The following is a 15495-nucleotide window of genomic DNA, read 5'->3' as shown; positions in this document are numbered from 1 at the left end:
GTACCCCCGTATCGGCTCATGGGCCGGCGCCTGTCCTGCCTATCCCCCGTTCGGGCCGGCGCCCGGCCCGCTGATGTCTGGTCCCGGGCTCTCCCGCCGCTGCGCGCGTTCCCGCTGCGGCACCACGGTGTACTTCGGGTCCTTCGCCGAGGCGACCCCGCCGTGGAAGATGCCGAACCGGGTGCAGACGGAGGCGGCGAGCAGCGCGCCGCCGGACAGCGCGGACAGCACCCGGCTGCGCCGCCCGACCAGGGCGCCGGCCACCCCGGCGGCGGTCAGCGCGCGCCCGGCGCGCAGCAGCCGGCCGGCGGTGCCCGCCGCGTAGGGCTCGCTGAGCAGGCCGAGCCGGTTCTCCACCCGGTGCGAACCCCACAGCTCCAGCGCCGCGCCGGCGACCGCGAAGCGTCGCGCCGGGCCGGCCTGAGCCGGCGGCGCGGCGAGCAGCCCGACACCGGCGCCGCTGGCCAGCGCGCTGCCCGCGAAGATGGTCGGCAGTTCCGGGTACGCCTCGTGCCACGCCGGCACCGCCGTGTCGGCGAGCAGCACCCCGGTGTACGTGGCCAGAGCGGGTGCGGTGACCGCGGCGACCAGACCGGCGGCGTTGCCCGCCGGCGGCAGCAGCCTCCGGCCGAGCCCGAGCAGCCCGCGCTCCGGCAGCCAGGGCGCGGCCTCGGCGACCGCGGCCACACCGGCGGCCGGCCCGAAGGCGGTGAGGATCCAGGTGCCCATGGACATCGGCGAGGTCAGCTTCGCCACCCGCAGCATGTGGTGGAACCGGCTGGGCTTGCCCAGGTCGTTGACGAGGAAGTACGCGCTGGCGCTGACCGCCGCCAGCGAGGTGACCCGGCCGGCGCGGCGCAACGCGGGCCGCCCGGTGAGCTGCCCGCCGGCGGCCAGCAGCGACGACCCGGCCGCCAGCCCGCCGGTGAACAGGTACGCGGCGATGTCCCACTTCCACACCGGCGCCTTCAGGATCGGCCGCCCGTAGTAGGAGGTGAACGTCGCCGGCGGAACATTGAGCTGCTCGCCGCCCCGGCCGCCCCGTCGGCGCGGTCGCCCGGCCGGCTCGACGTCGCGCGGCGGATACGGGGCGAGGCCGGCCTGCCCGGCCCCGGCGTCGGTCCGGGCCGGGCCGGGGTCGAAAGCGGTGGCCCGGCTGCCGCCGTCCGGGCCGGCCGGGACCGGGCCGCCGTTCGCGCCCGGCCACCCCCCACCGGCGCCGCGCGCCGGGTCCGGCGTGGGCGTCACCTTCGCGCCGTGGCCGGTGTGCCCGCCCGGGCCGCCGAGGCGGTGCGGGCCCTCGGCGGCGAGCCGCTCGCGGAAGCGGCGGAACCTGTCGCCCACCGGGCGGTCCGGACTCACGATGAACCTCCGACGAACGCGGCGACGGCCGCCGCGGCCATGGCCAGGGCGGCCAACCCGGCCCGCTTCCACATCTTCGGCAGGTCCCGGGTGGTGACCACCGGGTCCGGCGGCAGGCCGTAGACCTCCGGCTCGTCGAGGAGCAGGAAGAACGCCCCGTCGCCGCCGACGCCGTCGGTCGGGTCGTGGCCGTAGAGGCGGGCCTCCGGCACACCCCGGTCGTGCAGCTGCGCCACCCGCTGGGCGGCGCGTTCCCGCAGCTCGTCCAGGGGCCCGAACTGGATCGACTCGGTCGGGCAGGCCTGCGCGCAGGCCGGCGTCTTCCCGGCGCCCAGCCGGTCGTAGCAGAGCGTGCACTTCCACGCCCGCCCGTCGCCCTTGCGCTGGTCGATCACGCCGTACGGGCAGGCGGAGATGCAGTAGCCGCAGCCGTTGCAGATGTCCTCCTGCACCACGACGGTGCCGAACTCGGTGCGGAACAGCGACCCGGTGGGACAGACGTCCAGGCAGGCGGCGTGGGTGCAGTGCTTGCAGACGTCCGACATCATCAGCCAGCGGAAGTCGGTCCGGGTGTCGGCGCCGGTGGCCCGTCCGGGCGGCTGGGCACCGGGCATGCCGAGGAACTCCGGGCCGGCCGCCATCCGCGCCGCCGCCTCCGCCCGGCCCGGGGGCAACCCCGGGTCGGTGCCGGTGTCGGTGACCGTCCCGGCGGCGGTCGCCGCGCTCTCCGGGCTGGCCGGCGGGCCGGTCGGAGTGTCCGCGAAGGGCGGTGCCCGGTGACCGGCCGGGCGGGGCTGCTCGATGAAGGCGACGTGCCGCCAGGAGTTGGCGGTCAGCGCGCCGGTGTTGTCGTACGACATGCCGAGCAGGTCGAAGCCGGAGTCCGGGACGCCGTTCCACTCCTTGCAGGCCACCTCGCAGGCCTTGCAGCCGATGCAGACGCTGGTGTCGGTGAAGAAGCCCACCCGCGGGCCGGCCTCGACCCAGCCGGCGTCCGGGGCCGGGTCGAGCGGGCCGTAGAGGCTGTTGGCGTCAGGCATCCCCGCCCCCGTCCCGTGCCGCGTCCGCGGACCGCTCGTCGGTGCTGCTCGCGGCGTCGTCCCCGCCGGCCGCGCCGGTGGTGACCATCGGCACCCGCCGGTCCGGCGTCATCCCGGCCCGGCGCTGGTATTCGCCGACCAGATCGAGCAGGGCCGGCCCGGTGGGCCGCCGGCCCGGCCGCACGTCGCAGGTGCCCACCTTGCTCTCCTGGATGAGCACGTTCGGGTCCAGGGTGATGCCGAACAGGTCGTTGGCCGAGTCGCCGGTCACCAGGCCCTCGCTGCCGAAGTGGTACGGCATCCACACCTGGTGGATCACGCGGCCGTCGATCCGCAGCGGGGTGAGCCGGTCGGTCACCAGCACCCGCGCCTCGATCACCGCGCGGCCGCTGACCAGGTGCGCCCAGCCGAGGTTCACCAGCCCCACCTCGACGGCCAGCTCCGGGGACACCTCGACGAACATCTCCGGCTGCAGCTCGGCCAGGCGGGGCACGGTACGGCTCATCCCGCCGGCAGTGTGGTGCTCGGTGAGCCGGCTGACCGTGAACACGTACGGGAACACCTCGCTGTGCGGCTCCGGCGGGCTCGGATTCATCCGGTTCACCGGGTGCTCGTAGACCTTGCGGGTCGGGTTGGCCTGCTGCCCGTAGAGCGGGTTGCGCATCGGCGACTCGGCCGGCTCGTAGTGCGTCGGCAGCGGCCCGTCGAGCACGCCGGTGGGCGCGTACAGCCAGGCCTTGCCGTCGCCCTGCATGACGAACGGGTCGTCGCCGGCGAGGGCCTCCGGACCCGAGGCGCCGTCGGGCGCCCGGTAGGTCGGTGGCTTGGTCTTCTCGAAGTCCGGCACGTCGTAGCCGGTCCACTCGGCCCGGTCCGGGTCCCACCAGACGTACTTCTTGCGCTCGCTCCACGGCCGGCCGTCCGGGTCGGCGGAGGCGCGGTTGTAGAGGATGCGCCGGTTCGCCGGCCAGGCCCAGCCCCACTCGGCCGCCACCCAGTCCTGCTCGTGCCGGGACCTGCGGCGCGCGGCCTGGTTGACCCCGTCGGCGTAGACACCGGAGTAGATCCAGCAGCCGACCGCCGTGGAGCCGTCCGGCTTGGCCTCGGCGAACGCCGACAGCGGGCGGCCGGTGGCCACCTCGTAGCCGTTGATCTCCTTGAGCACCGCCTCGGCGCTCGGCTCGGCGTCCGGGCCGTGCGTCGGGTAGTCCCAGGCCAGGTCGAGCAGCGCCCGGTCGCGGGGCTTGGTGGAGCGGGCCAGCTTCTCCCGCAGCACCCGGCCCAGGTGGTAGAAGAACCACAGCTCGGAACGGCAGTCGCCCGGCGGGTCGAGCGCCTTCTCGCGCCACTGGAGCAGCCGCTGGGTCTGGGTGAAGGTGCCCTCCTTCTCCACGTGCGACGCGGCGGGCAGGAAGAACACCTCGGTGCGGCACTCCTCCGGCACGATCTCGCCGGTGGCGATCTCCGGGCTGTTCCGCCAGAACGTGGCGCTCTCGATCATGAACAGGTCGCGGACCACCAGCCAGTCCAGGTTGGCCATGCCGAGCCGCTGGGCCCGCCCGTGCGCCGAGCCGACGGCGGGGTTCTGGCCGAGCAGGAAGTAGCCCTTCACCTTGCCGTCGATCATGTTCAGCACCTGCTGGTACGTGCCGTGGTCGCCGGTCATCCGGGGCAGGTAGCCGTAACAGAAGTCGTTCTCCGGCGTCGCCGCGTCCCCCCAGTACGCCTTGAGTAGGCTGGCCGCGAAGGCCCGGGAGTTGCCCCAGAACCCCTTCTGGCCGGGATGCCGGATGCTGTCCACCCACTCGTCGAACGTCGGGTGGTCGGCGTGGTGCGGCATCGGCAGGTAGCCGGGCAGCAGGTTGAACAGGGTCGGGATGTCGGTCGAGCCCTGGATGCTGGCGTGCCCGCGCAGCGCCAGGATGCCGCCGCCCGGCCGGCCCATGTTGCCGAGCAGGGTCTGGATGATCGCGCCGGTGCGGATGTACTGCACGCCGACGCTGTGCTGGGTCCAGCCGACCGAGTAGACGAGCGCGCCGGTCCGCTCCCGGCCCGAGTTCTCCGTCCAGGCGCGGGCCAGCTCCAGGAACTTCTCCTCGGGGATGCCGCACACCCGGGCCACCATGTCCGGGGTGTAGCGGGCGAAGTGCCGCTTGAGGATCTGGTAGACGCAGCGCGGGTGCTGCAACGTCTCGTCCCGCTGGGTCTGCGCCGCCACGGGCATGCCGTGCGACTCGTGCCGCAGGCCGGCCGCGCTGTCGCGCTCCTTGCCGGTGCCCCGCTCCGCGGACTCGCCCTCGTGCCCCTCGTACTGCCAGGTGGTCTGGTCGTACGAGCCGGTCTCCGGGTTGTAGCCGGAGAACAGGCCGTCGAGGTCCTCGGTGTCGGCGAACTGCTCGCTGACGATGGTGGCCGCGTTGGTGTACGCCAGCACGTACTCCCGGAAGTCCAGCTCGTTCTCCAGGATGTACCGCACCACGCCGCCGAGCAGCGCGATGTCGGTGCCCGCCCGGATCGGCAGGTACGTGTCGGCGAGCGCGCTGGTCCGGGTGAACCGGGGGTCCACGTGGAAGACCTTGGCGCCCCGCTTCTTGGCCTCCATCACCCACTGGAAGCCCACCGGGTGGGCCTCGGCCATGTTGGAGCCCTGGATGACGATGACGTCAGCGTTGACCAGGTCCTGCTGGAAGTCCGTCGCGCCGCCGCGACCGAAGCTGGTCCCCAGACCGGGGACGGTGGCGGAGTGTCAAATACGGGCCTGGTTCTCGATCTGGAGCGCCCCCATCGCTGTGAACAGCTTCTTGATGAGGTAGTTCTCCTCGTTGTCCAGCGTCGCCCCGCCCAGGCTGGAGATGCCCAGCGTGCGGTTCAGCGGGCGGCCCTGGTCGTCGACGTCCTCCCAGGTCTCGTCGCGGGCGGCGAGGACCCGGTCGGCGATCATGTCGAGCGCGACGTCGAGGTCCAGGTCCTCCCACTCCGTGCCGTACGGCCGGCGGTAGCGGACCTTGGTCTGCCGCAGCGGGCTCGTCACCAGGCTCTTGCTGGCCGAGCCCTTCGGGCAGAGCCGGCCGCGGGAGATCGGGCTGTCCGGGTCGCCCTCGATCTGGGTGACCTGCCCGTCCTTCACGAACACCCGCTGCCCGCAACCCACCGCGCAGTAGGGGCAGACCGACCGGGCCATGCTGTCGGCGGTCTCGGTGCGCGCGGTCAGCGCCGCCGAGCGGGCCGACTGGGCGGCGGCGCCCCGGCCCAGCGGGTCGGTGCCGGTGAGCTGCCGGTAGACCGGCCAACCCTGGATGAAGGTCTTGAGGCCCATCGCGGCGCACCCCCTCCCGGCTGGCGGGTAGCTGACCTTTTGAACATTAGGCCAGCCGCGTGGTGCCCGCGACCCGAGGCGCGGAAACAGTGGCGCCCGGCCGGAAACAGTGGCGCCCGGCCGGTGGGGTTCACGAGCCCGGGGCGCGGAAACAGCGGCGCCCCGGCCTTGTGGCCGGGGCGCCGCTGGGCGTCGGTGTGCAGGTCGCCTCTCGGCGAGTGGCGCGACGCGGCTCCAGCCGAACGGTATTCCGCGAAGGCAATTTAGGTGAGGCCCGGGGACACTGGACACACCGACGCTCTGCACAACGGTACTGGGTCGCCGGTTCTTCCGCGCGGTCTCGGTGACCGCTGTCACCGAGATGCCGCTGGCCGGCACCCCGTGGTTCGGGGTGCCGGCCTTCGTGCGTGTGTCAGCTGTTCCAGTTGTGGGCGACGATGTCGGCGGCCTGCTGCTCCCACTGCGCGTACGCGTCCGGGTAGGCCGAGACCTGCACGGTCTGGGCGGCCTCGGTCAGCGGCATGTCCTGCCAGCCGTCGACCTGCTTGAGACCCTTGAGGAAGGCGAGGGTGGAGTACTCGGGGTCGGTGATCTGCTCCGGCGTGCCCCAACCACTGGACGGGCGCTGCTGGAACAGGCCCAGCGAGTCGTGGTCGTTGCGGTCGCCGAGGTGACCCAGGTTCTCCAGCTTCGACTCCTGCAGCGACGTGGCGATCGAGATGACCGCCGCCCGCTCCGGCAGACCGGCCTTCTTCGTCGCGGCGATGATCGCCTTGGCGTTGGCAGTCTGCTCATCGTTCAGGTCGATCTTCGACTGCGCACCCTGCACACCATGCGGGATCAGCTTCGCGGTGTCCGGCTTGTCGGCCTGCACGACCGCCGCCTCGGACAGCCCCGTCACCGGCGCCGCCTCGTGGTGGTTCAGCGGACCGGCGGCCAGACCACCGGCGACAGCCAGACCAGCAATACCGAGCACGCTCTTACGCAGCATCGTGTTCATGGGGGAAAGCTCCATTCGGGGGTCGGCGCACCGGCCGATGGGGGTCGGCCGTGCGCAAGCACCACGTCAGGCGCTCAGAAGTCTTCGGGGGGATCATCGGCGCGGGCCGGGGAGCCGCTTCGTCGCGCCGGGACCATGTACAACGACCGGCGACCCGCCGTCATTCCGGGCCCGGCCACCCGTCGGGCGGGCGCCTTCCTCGGCCGTTCACGGGGATACAACGACCCCCGCCCACCCGTCATTCCGCCGCCGGGGTGGCGCCGGCCACCCCGGCGAACCGGACTTCGCGCGCAGGCGGCACGGTCGGGCGCACACCGCCTAGAGCGTCCTAGGAGGCTAGCTTCCCGCCCGACGAGGAGGCACGGGCTCGGTGGGTGCGAGGTCAGGGCGATGGGAAAACGCGGGACAGGGGTTACCCTGACACCATGTCGGCCACCAGCACCGCGTACCTCGCCCGGCCCGGGCGACCCGCCGTGGTGGCGCGCACCCTCGGCGAGCTGACCGGGCCCACCCGGGGCATCGTCGAGCTGCCGGTGCGCCTGATGTGGAGCAGCGAGCGCGCCTTCGACCTGGCCGACCCCGACGACCTGCTCTGGATGTACGAGAACGTGCTGCGCGAGACCAGCCGGGTCGAGGACCTCCGCGAGCTGATCGACGGGGGGACGCTGCGCCGGGTGTGGCCGCTGTTGAACCTGCCCCGGGGCGTCCGCCTGGCGTGGGAGAGCCGGCACCGGGGCCTGCGCACCGCGTGACCCATCTGCACGACTTCTACCGGGAGGTGGCCCGGGTGGCCCTCGCGGCCGCCGGCCCTCACCGGTTCGTGCTCGGCGGCGGGGTGGCCTGGGCGGCGCACGGCCTGGTCACCCGCCCCACCGAGGACGTGGACCTCTTCGCCGACGTGGAGGGCGCCGCCGCCGCCGCGGCGGCCGGGGTGCGGGCCGCCCTGGAGCGGGCCGGCTACCGGGTGGTCGAGGCCGATCCGGACAGCGAGCTGGGTGAGCTCTTCGACGGCTACGACCGGGACCTGCGGGACTTCGTGGTCAGCCGGGACGGCCGGGAGATCCGCCTCAGCCTGGCGCGGCTCGACCGCTACCGCAGCCCCGTTGTGATGGACCTGGGGCCGGTGATGGACGTCCGGGACCTGATCGCCAACAAGACGGCCGCGCTGGTCAACCGCCGCGAGGTCCGCGACTACATCGACGTGTCGGCCGCGCTGGACCGGTACACGGTGACCGAGCTGCTGGAGCTGGCCCGGCAGGTCGACCCGGCGCTGGACACCGACGACGTCCGGGCGGCGGGCCGCTACCTGGACCGGGTGCCGGACCGCCGGTTCGCCCGCTACGGCCTGGACCCCGGTCAGATCGCCGGGGTCCGCCGCCGGATGGCCGCCTGGCCGCGCTGACGGTGAACGCGGCCGGCGGCCGGGCTCACTTGGTCGGCTTGCCGCCGGTCACGCCGAGGATCTCCCCGGTCACGTAGCTGGACTCCTGCGAGGCGAAGAAGACGTACGCGGGGGCGAGCTCGGCCGGCTGGGCGGGGCGGCCCAGGGGCGTGTCGGTGCCGAACTGCTTCACCTTCTCCTCGGGCATGGTGGCCGGGATGAGCGGGGTCCAGACCGGGCCGGGCGCCACGGCGTTGACCCGGATGCCCCGGTCGGCCAGGTTCAGCGCGAGGGCCTTGGTGAAGTTGGCGATGGCCGCCTTGGTGGTGGCGTAGTCGAGCAGTTGCGGCGCCGGGTTGAACGCCTGGATCGACGAGCTGTTGACGATCGCGGAGCCCTCGGGCAGGTGCGGCACGGCGAACTTGCAGAGCCAGAACATGGCGTACACGTTGGTCTTGAAGACCCGGTCGAACTGCGCGGTGGTGATGTCGAGGATGCCGTTGTCCTGCGACATCTGGAAGGCCGCGTTGTTGACCAGGATGTCGATGCCGCCGAGGTCGGACAGCGCCCGCTCGATCAGCGCCCGGCAGTTCGCCTCCTCACGCAGGTCGCACCGCACGGCGACGCCCTTGCGGCCGGCCTGCTCGACCAGGCTGACGGTCTCCCGGGCGTCCGCCTCCTCCTCCTCGCCGAGGTAGGAGATGAGCACGTCGGCGCCCTCCCGGGCGTACGCGAGGGCGACCGCCCGGCCGATCCCGGAGTCACCGCCGGTGATCACCGCCCGCTTGCCGGAGAGCCGGTCGCTGCCCCGGTACGACTCCTCGCCGTGGTCCGGCTTCGGGCCCATCTCCCGCTCGGTGCCGGGCGCGGACTGCTGCTGGCCGGGCTGGCCCTGCTGCTGGCCGTACTGGCGGGTGGGGTCCTGCTGGGTGTACTGGTCCTCGCTCACCGGGTCTCCCTCGTGCCGTCGTTCACGCTCCCCTGCCGCCCTACCCGTGGACCGGGACCGGAAACGGCGGTGTTACACGCCGGAGGCCCACGGCGCTTGTGGTGTGAGATACCTCGGGGCGATGTGGCGTCTGTGACAGCCGGTCGTTATGGTGCGCAGCGGCGCCCACGAGGCGCGTCCACCCCCATGGAAGGGCACCTCATGACCACCTCCTCCGGCGCCTCGCGCCGCCAGGTGCTGGCCGTCGCGGCCGCCGCCGCGACCGCCCCCCTGATCGCCGGCGCTCCCGCCGAGGCCGCGTCGAAGCCGTCGAAGACCTGGGACCTCACCGTCCTCGGCACCTCGGACACCCACGGCAACGTCTACAACTGGGACTACTACCGCGACGCGGAGTTCGACGACAGCAAGCACAACGACGTCGGCGTCGCGAAGCTGGCCACCCTGGTCAACCAGATCCGCGCGGAGCGCAAGGGCAAGGCGACCCTGGTGCTGGACGCCGGCGACACCATCCAGGGCACCCCGCTGGCCACGTACTACGCCAAGCAGGAGCCGATCACCGAGACCGGCGCGACGCACCCGATGGCCAACGCCATGAACGTGCTGAAGTACGACGCCGTCACGCTCGGCAACCACGAGTTCAACTACGGCCTGCCGCTGCTCGCCACCTGGATCGGCCAGCTCGGCTTCCCGGCCCTGGCCGCGAACGCGATCAACGAGAAGACCGGCAAGCCGGCCTTCCTGCCGTACGTGATCAAGGAGGTCGCGCTCGGCGGCTACGACTCCCCCACTCTGAAGGTCGGCATCCTCGGCCTGACCAACCCCGGCGTGGCCATCTGGGACAAGGCCAACGTCGAGGGCCGGCTGGTCTTCGCCGACATGGTGGCCACCGCCGCCAAGTGGGTGCCGGTGATGCGGGAGCGCGGCGCCGACCTGGTCATCATCTCCGCCCACGGCGGCGACAGCGGCACCTCCAGCTACGGGCCGGAGCTGCCGAACGAGAACCCGGTGGCGCTGATCGCCGAGCAGGTGCCCGGCATCGACGCCATCCTCTTCGGCCACGCCCACAACGAGGTGCCGCAGAAGTTCGTCACCAACAAGGCCACCGGCGTGCAGGTGCTCACCTCGGAGCCGTCGAAGTGGGGCCAGCGGCTGACCCGGATGGACTTCACCGTCACCAAGGTCAAGGGCCGGTGGCAGGTGGTCAGCAAGTCCGCCACCACGCTGAACACGAACACCGTGGTCGAGGACCCGGCGGTGCTCGCGGCCGTGCGCGGCCAGCACGACACGACCGTCGGGTACGTCAACCAGGTCGTGGCGCAGTCCACGGAGGAACTGTCGACCGTCGAGTCGCGGTACAAGGACACCCCGATCCTGGACTTCATCAACCACGTCCAGGCCGAGGTGGTCAGCAAGGCGCTGGCCGGCACCGCGTACGCGGGCCTGCCGGTGCTGTCGCAGGCGTCGCCGTTCAGCCGGACCGCCGTCTTCCCGGCCGGTGACGTGCGGATCCGCGACGTCGCCGGCCTGTACGTCTTCGACAACACCCTCGAGGCGGTCGTCATGACCGGCGCCGAGGTGAAGGCGTACCTGGAGTACTCGGCGAAGTACTTCAAGACCTGGGCGGCCGGGGACACCATCGACCTGCCGAACATCAACGACCCGAACGTCCCGGACTACAACTACGACGTCATCTCGGGGCTCGAGTACGACATCGACATCGCCAAGCCGGTCGGGCAGCGGATCACCCGCCTGGTCCTGCCGGGCACCGACACCCCGGTCGCCGCGGACGCCCAGTTCGTCGTGGCGGTCAACAACTACCGGCGCAGCGGGGGCGGCAACTTCCCGGGCATCGTGAAGACCCAGGTCTACAACCAGCAGCAGGAGATCCGCCAGCTGCTGATCGACTGGGCGCAGGCCAAGGGCGAGATCCGGCCGGGCGACTTCTTCGTCGACAACTGGAAGCTGGTCCGCGACGGCGTGCCCGTCTTCTGACCCGTACCACCGCGACGGGCCCCGGGTGTTCCCACCCGGGGCCCGTCCGCGTCTCCGGGCCGGTCAGCCGCCGGCGCGCAGGTCCCACTCGTGCTGCCCACCGGTGGGGTCGGGCCGGTCCCGGCGCGGCTCGGTCTCGCTCTCGGTCGACTCCACCCGCTCCTCCGGCCGCACCCCGGGCGGCAGCTCGCCGAAGCGGACGTGCCGGAGGAAGGCGTACTCCTCGTCGGTGAACGACTCGCGCGGTTCGCTCATGACCGCATTGTGCGCCCCGCCGGCCACCCGTCGCATCAACCGATCCGGCGCGGGTAAGCCGCCGCGACGACCCGTCCGGCGACGAGGTGGAGGACGACCATGCGCGCGATCCGGATGACCGCCCCGGGGGTGCTGGAGCAGGTGGAGGTGCCCACCCCGACCGCCGGACCGGGCGAGGTGCTGCTGCGCGTCGGCGCGGTCGGCGCCTGCCACTCCGACCTGCACATCCTCGACGCCCCGGCCGGACTCTTCCCGGTGCCCATGACCCTCGGGCACGAGATCGCCGGCACCGTCGACCAGCTCGGACCCGGTGTCACCGGCTGGTCGAGCGGCGACCGCGCGGCGGTCTACGGGATCATCGGCTGCGGCCGCTGCCGGGCCTGCCTGCGGGGCGCCGAGAACGCGTGCCGCGTGGTGCCGGTCGGCGGGATCGGGCTCAGCCGCGACGGCGGCCTGGCCGAACACGTCGTGGTGCCGGCGTCCCGGCTGCTGCACGTCGGGGAGATCGACCTGACCCAGGCGGCCCCGCTCACCGACGCCGGGCTGACCCCGTACCACGCCGTCGAGCTGGCCCGGGACCGGCTGCGTCCGGGCACGTCGTGCGTGGTGATCGGGATCGGCGGGCTCGGCCACATGGCACTGCAGATCCTGGTCGCGACCACCGCGGTACGGATCATCGCGGTGGACACCAGCGTCGCGGCCCTGGACCTGGCCAGCCGGTTGGGCGCGCACGACGTGGTGCAGGCCGGGCCGGACAGCGTGGACCGGATCCGGGCCCTGGTGGGCCCGCCGCCGGACGGCGCCGACGTGGTGCTCGACTTCGTCGGGGCCGACCCCACCGTCACCACGGCCCGGCAGGTGGTCGCGACAGGCGGTCAGGTGCTGCTGGTCGGCCTGGCCGGCGGGACCCTGCCGGTCCGGCCGGTCGCCGACGAGCCGCCGACGGTGCCGCTGGAGACCGCGGTCGAGGTGCCGTTCTGGGGCACCCGGGCGGAACTCCAGGAGGTGATCGCGCTGGCCCGGTCCGGTCAGCTCCAGGCCGACGTGCAGACCTTCCCGCTGACGGAGGCGCCGGAGGCGTACGAGATGCTGCGCCGCGGGGAGATCCACGGCCGCGCCGTCATCGTCCCCTGACCTGGCCCGCGGCCGTGGCGCTCGGCCGTCGCGCCGGCAGCCGGTCCAGCAGCGCCAGGCCGGCCCGCACCGGGCGGCGGGCGAGGGTCCGCTCGAAGCTGGCCTGACCCAGGCAGAAGCGGACGAACATCCGCCAGCCGGGCGGGGTGGCCAGCAGCGCGTGGAACACCTCGGGCCGCCGTTCGAAGACCTCCAGCAGCCGGTGCCCCGCCCGCATCTCCGGCACCAGCCGGAGGCGGACCTCCCGCTCGTAGGCGTCGAGGTCGCCGCCGGCCACCGCCTCCCCGGCCAGCCGGCCCGACCGCAGGGCGAAGCTGATGCCCTCCCGGCTCCACGGCTCCAGCAGGCCCGCCGCGTCGCCGGCGACCAGCACCCGGCCGCGGCGCAGCGGCGAGTCCTCCGCCCGGCACCGGGTCAGGTGCCCCGAGTCGTGCTGCGGGACGACCCCGGACAGGCCCAGCCGGGCCACGAAGTCGCGCAGGTAGGCGCGGGTCCGTTCACCCTCGCCTCGGCCCGCGATGACCCCGACCGTGAGCCGGTCACCCTTCGGGAAGACCCAGGCGTACGAGCCGGGGACCGGGCCCCAGTCGAGGAGCACCCGCCCGCGCCAGCGGTCCTGCTCGGCGGGCGGGACCGGCAGCTCCAGCTCCAGCCCCAGGTCGACCTGCCGCCAGGTCACCCCGACGTGGCGGGCCGTCACGCCGGAGGAGCCGTCGGCGCCGATCACCGCGCGGGCGCGTACCGTGTCGCCGTCGGCCAGCCGCAGGCGTACCTCGTCGGGGTCCTGCTCGACGGCGCGGACGGCGACGCCCTCGCGGACCTCGGCCCCGGCGGCGACCGCGGCGGCACGCAGCCGGTCGTCGAACTCCTCCCGGCGGACCATGGCCACCAGGGGCGCGGAGTGCCGGCGGGTGAAGCCGCGTCGCCCGTCCCGGGTGAACGTGACCCGGTCGACCCGGTCGTGCGCGGGCACCTCGATCCGGTTGGCGACCTCGGCCAGCGAGGTGCCGATCAGCCCGCCGCCGCAGGTCTTGTACCGGGGGTGGGTGGCCCGCTCGACCACCAGGGTGCGCGCACCGGCCCGGGCCGCCGCGTGCGCGGCGGAGAGGCCGGCCGGACCGCCACCGACGACGACGAGGTCCCAGATGATCACTGGAGCAGCCTAGGGCACCGTGCCCTCGGCCCGCCCGGCACGCGCCGCGCGCGACCCCCCGATCGGGTGGGCATCATCGGACGCCGCCCGGGTAACCGCCGGGCGCAGGCCGCCCGCCGGTCGGGCGGTCCACGCCGAGGAGGGAAGCGATGCAGCAGGTACAGCTGTCTGCGGTCGAGGAACGGGTGTACCAGGCGGTGACCGCGCTGGAGGTGCGGGGACACGTCCCCTACCCGGACCTGATCGCCCAGGAGACCGGCATGACCGAGGAGGAACTCAGCGAGCCGCTGCACCTGCTCACCGAGCGGGGGCTGCTGCACCGGGAGGACTCCCCGATGTCCGGGCTGGACTTCGGACCACGGTGGTGCGCGCGCCAGATGGCGTGACAGCGTCGTTTGCCCCATCGGGGGCCGGGTAGCGATCGGTGATGCGTGATCGACGGTCTTCGGGGGGCACGATGAGCACGGACCGGTCGTCGACACCGGTGGACACCGCCGGGTCCGACGACCGGCGCCGCTGGAAGGCGCTCAGCGTCGGCCTGGTCGCGGCGTTCATGACCCTGCTGGACGTCAGCATCGTCAACGTCGCCGTGCCGTCGATCGATCGCGCGATCCACGCCACCCCCAGCGACCTGCAGTGGGTGCTGTCCGGGTACGCGCTCACCTTCGGGCTGGTGCTGGTGCCGGCCGGGCGGTTCGGCGACGCGCGGGGCCGGCGTACCGCCTTCGTGGTCGGGGTGGCCCTGTTCACCGTGACCAGCGCGCTGGCCGGGCTGGCCCGCTCGCCGGAATGGCTGATCGCCGCGCGGCTCGTCCAGGGCGCCGCCGCCGGCATCGTCAACCCCCAGGTGAGCGGCATGATCCAGCAGTTGTTCCGGGGCGCCGACCGGGGCCGGGCGTTCGGCCTGCTCGGCGCCACCATCGGCATCTCCACCGCGATCGGCCCGCTGCTCGGCGGGCTGCTCATCGAACTCGGCGGTGAGGAGCACGGTTGGCGCTGGGTCTTCTTCGTGAACATCCCCGTCGGGATCCTCGCCGTGGTGCTCGGCTGGCGGCTCATCCCGGCCCGCCCGGCCGGCCAACCGGACCGGCACCGGCTGGACCCGGTCGGGGTGCTGCTGCTCGGCCTCGGGGTCACCTCGGTGCTGCTGCCGCTGGTGCAGCGCGAGCAGTGGCGCGGCCCCGGCAAGTGGGTGCTGATTCCCGTCGGCCTGCTCTTCCTGGCCGGCTTCGCGTTCTGGGAACGGTGGTACGCGCAGCACCGGCCGCCGCTGTTCGACCTGCGGCTGTTCCGGCTGCGCTCGTACACCCTGGGCTCGCTGATCGGCCTGGTCTACTTCGCCGGGTTCACCGCCATCTTCTTCATCTTCACGCTCTACATCCAGGTCGGGCTCGGCTACAGCGCGCTCGCCGCCGGCCTGGCCATCACCCCGTTCGCGCTCGGCTCGGCGGCCGCCTCGGCGCTGGGCGGCCGGGTCGTCACCCGGTACGGCCGGCCACTGGTCGCCGCCGGGCTGCTGGTCGTGGTGCTCGGCCTGCTCGCCACCGTGTGGGTGCTGCGGGACTCGCCGCACCGCTCGGTGCCGCTGCTGACCGCCGTGCCGTTCCTGCTCGCCGGGCTGGGCAGCGGCCTGGTCATCGCGCCGAACCAGACGCTGACCCTCTCCGAGGTGCCGGTCCCGCAGGCCGGCAGCGGAGCCGGCATGCTGCAGACCGGGCAGCGGATCGGCTCGGCGGCCGGCATCGCCGGGGTCGGCGCGCTGTTCTTCTCCTCGCTGGCCGACAGCAGGGGCGACTTCTCCGTCGCCTACCGGCACTCGCTGCTGCTGGCCGTGGGGATCATCGCGCTGGCCCTCGTGGCGGCGCTCGTCGACGTCGTGGCCGGCCGCCGCCACTCCGGCGCCCCCTCCTGAA

At 73.3% G+C, this 15495-nt stretch carries 13 protein-coding genes; 6 read left to right on the top strand and 7 right to left on the bottom strand.

Annotation, left to right across the window (positions count from 1 at the left end; all coding sequences use genetic code 11):
- Positions 1-39: 39 nt before the first annotated feature.
- The 4 genes from nrfD to GA0070603_RS03205 form a co-directional block, all read right to left on the bottom strand.
- The gene (nrfD, locus tag GA0070603_RS03225) at positions 40-1362 is read right to left on the bottom strand and encodes an NrfD/PsrC family molybdoenzyme membrane anchor subunit (RefSeq protein WP_341864925.1); all 1323 of its coding nucleotides are present in this window, start codon (positions 1360-1362) and stop codon (positions 40-42) included.
- Complete coding sequence (locus GA0070603_RS03220; protein WP_091306832.1) at positions 1359-2402, bottom strand: 4Fe-4S dicluster domain-containing protein; 1044 nt, start codon at positions 2400-2402, stop codon at positions 1359-1361. Before GA0070603_RS03220 ends, nrfD begins: the two co-directional genes overlap by 4 nt.
- Positions 2395-5718 carry a formate dehydrogenase gene (fdh, locus tag GA0070603_RS03215; protein ID WP_244282372.1) on the bottom strand — a complete coding sequence of 1108 codons (3324 nt, stop codon included), beginning with the start codon at positions 5716-5718 and terminating at the stop codon, positions 2395-2397. The genes GA0070603_RS03220 and fdh overlap by 8 nt, the downstream gene beginning before the upstream one ends.
- A gap of 412 nt (positions 5719-6130) precedes the next feature.
- The gene (locus tag GA0070603_RS03205; RefSeq protein WP_091306824.1) at positions 6131-6718 is read right to left on the bottom strand and encodes a hypothetical protein; all 588 of its coding nucleotides are present in this window, start codon (positions 6716-6718) and stop codon (positions 6131-6133) included.
- Positions 6719-7143: 425 nt separating this feature from the next.
- On the opposite strand from GA0070603_RS03205, the gene GA0070603_RS03200 reads away from it, so the two are divergent.
- The gene (locus GA0070603_RS03200) at positions 7144-7470 is read left to right on the top strand and encodes a hypothetical protein (protein WP_091258112.1); all 327 of its coding nucleotides are present in this window, start codon (positions 7144-7146) and stop codon (positions 7468-7470) included.
- Positions 7467-8120: a nucleotidyl transferase AbiEii/AbiGii toxin family protein gene (locus GA0070603_RS03195; protein ID WP_091306821.1), complete on the top strand. Its 654-nt coding sequence runs from the start codon at positions 7467-7469 to the stop codon at positions 8118-8120. The genes GA0070603_RS03200 and GA0070603_RS03195 overlap by 4 nt, the downstream gene beginning before the upstream one ends.
- Positions 8121-8145: 25 nt before the next feature.
- On the opposite strand, the gene GA0070603_RS03190 is transcribed toward GA0070603_RS03195, so the two are convergent.
- Positions 8146-9048 carry an SDR family oxidoreductase gene (locus tag GA0070603_RS03190; protein ID WP_091306818.1) on the bottom strand — a complete coding sequence of 301 codons (903 nt, stop codon included), beginning with the start codon at positions 9046-9048 and terminating at the stop codon, positions 8146-8148.
- 201 nt (positions 9049-9249) lie between these two features.
- Here GA0070603_RS03190 and GA0070603_RS03185 point away from each other — a divergent pair, with 201 nt between their 5' ends.
- Positions 9250-11040: a bifunctional metallophosphatase/5'-nucleotidase gene (locus tag GA0070603_RS03185; RefSeq protein WP_091306815.1), complete on the top strand. Its 1791-nt coding sequence runs from the start codon at positions 9250-9252 to the stop codon at positions 11038-11040.
- Between the two features lie 63 nt (positions 11041-11103).
- Here the strand turns inward: GA0070603_RS03185 and GA0070603_RS03180 are convergent, their stop codons facing one another.
- Positions 11104-11295 carry a hypothetical protein gene (locus tag GA0070603_RS03180; RefSeq protein ID WP_212835723.1) on the bottom strand — a complete coding sequence of 64 codons (192 nt, stop codon included), beginning with the start codon at positions 11293-11295 and terminating at the stop codon, positions 11104-11106.
- A 99-nt stretch (positions 11296-11394) separates the two neighbouring features.
- Between GA0070603_RS03180 and GA0070603_RS03175 the strand changes: the two genes are divergently transcribed.
- Positions 11395-12429, top strand: a complete 1035-nt coding sequence (locus GA0070603_RS03175) for an NAD(P)-dependent alcohol dehydrogenase (protein WP_091306809.1) — start codon at positions 11395-11397, stop codon at positions 12427-12429.
- Here GA0070603_RS03175 and GA0070603_RS03170 read toward each other — a convergent pair.
- A complete protein-coding gene (locus tag GA0070603_RS03170; protein WP_091306806.1) occupies positions 12416-13582 on the bottom strand; it encodes a geranylgeranyl reductase family protein in 1167 nt (388 codons plus the stop codon). The genes GA0070603_RS03175 and GA0070603_RS03170 overlap by 14 nt on opposite strands.
- A 149-nt stretch (positions 13583-13731) precedes the next feature.
- On the opposite strand from GA0070603_RS03170, the gene GA0070603_RS03165 reads away from it, so the two are divergent.
- Together GA0070603_RS03165 and GA0070603_RS03160 are read left to right on the top strand one after the other, a co-directional pair.
- Positions 13732-13968 (top strand): hypothetical protein, encoded by a 237-nt coding sequence (locus GA0070603_RS03165; protein WP_091306803.1) that lies wholly within the window; start codon positions 13732-13734, stop codon positions 13966-13968.
- 71 nt (positions 13969-14039) lie between these two features.
- A complete protein-coding gene (locus tag GA0070603_RS03160; protein WP_091306799.1) occupies positions 14040-15494 on the top strand; it encodes an MFS transporter in 1455 nt (484 codons plus the stop codon).
- Position 15495: the final 1 nt, after the last annotated feature.

Source organism: Micromonospora chersina (assembly GCF_900091475.1).
Lineage (GTDB): Bacteria > Actinomycetota > Actinomycetes > Mycobacteriales > Micromonosporaceae > Micromonospora > Micromonospora chersina.
This window is presented reverse-complemented; position numbering and strand designations above follow the sequence as displayed.

Excerpts from the sequence above, each read along its gene's own strand:
- GA0070603_RS03160 (WP_091306799.1), top strand. The coding sequence starts at position 14,040 with ATGAGCACGGACCGGTCGTCGACACCGGTGGACACCGCCGGGTCCGAC.
- GA0070603_RS03165 (WP_091306803.1), top strand. The coding sequence starts at position 13,732 with ATGCAGCAGGTACAGCTGTCTGCGGTCGAGGAACGGGTGTACCAGGCG.
- GA0070603_RS03200 (WP_091258112.1), top strand. The coding sequence starts at position 7,144 with ATGTCGGCCACCAGCACCGCGTACCTCGCCCGGCCCGGGCGACCCGCC.
- GA0070603_RS03220 (WP_091306832.1), bottom strand. The coding sequence starts at position 2,402 with ATGCCTGACGCCAACAGCCTCTACGGCCCGCTCGACCCGGCCCCGGAC.
- GA0070603_RS03180 (WP_212835723.1), bottom strand. The coding sequence starts at position 11,295 with ATGAGCGAACCGCGCGAGTCGTTCACCGACGAGGAGTACGCCTTCCTC.
- GA0070603_RS03175 (WP_091306809.1), top strand. The coding sequence starts at position 11,395 with ATGCGCGCGATCCGGATGACCGCCCCGGGGGTGCTGGAGCAGGTGGAG.
- GA0070603_RS03185 (WP_091306815.1), top strand. The coding sequence starts at position 9,250 with ATGACCACCTCCTCCGGCGCCTCGCGCCGCCAGGTGCTGGCCGTCGCG.
- GA0070603_RS03205 (WP_091306824.1), bottom strand. The coding sequence starts at position 6,718 with ATGAACACGATGCTGCGTAAGAGCGTGCTCGGTATTGCTGGTCTGGCT.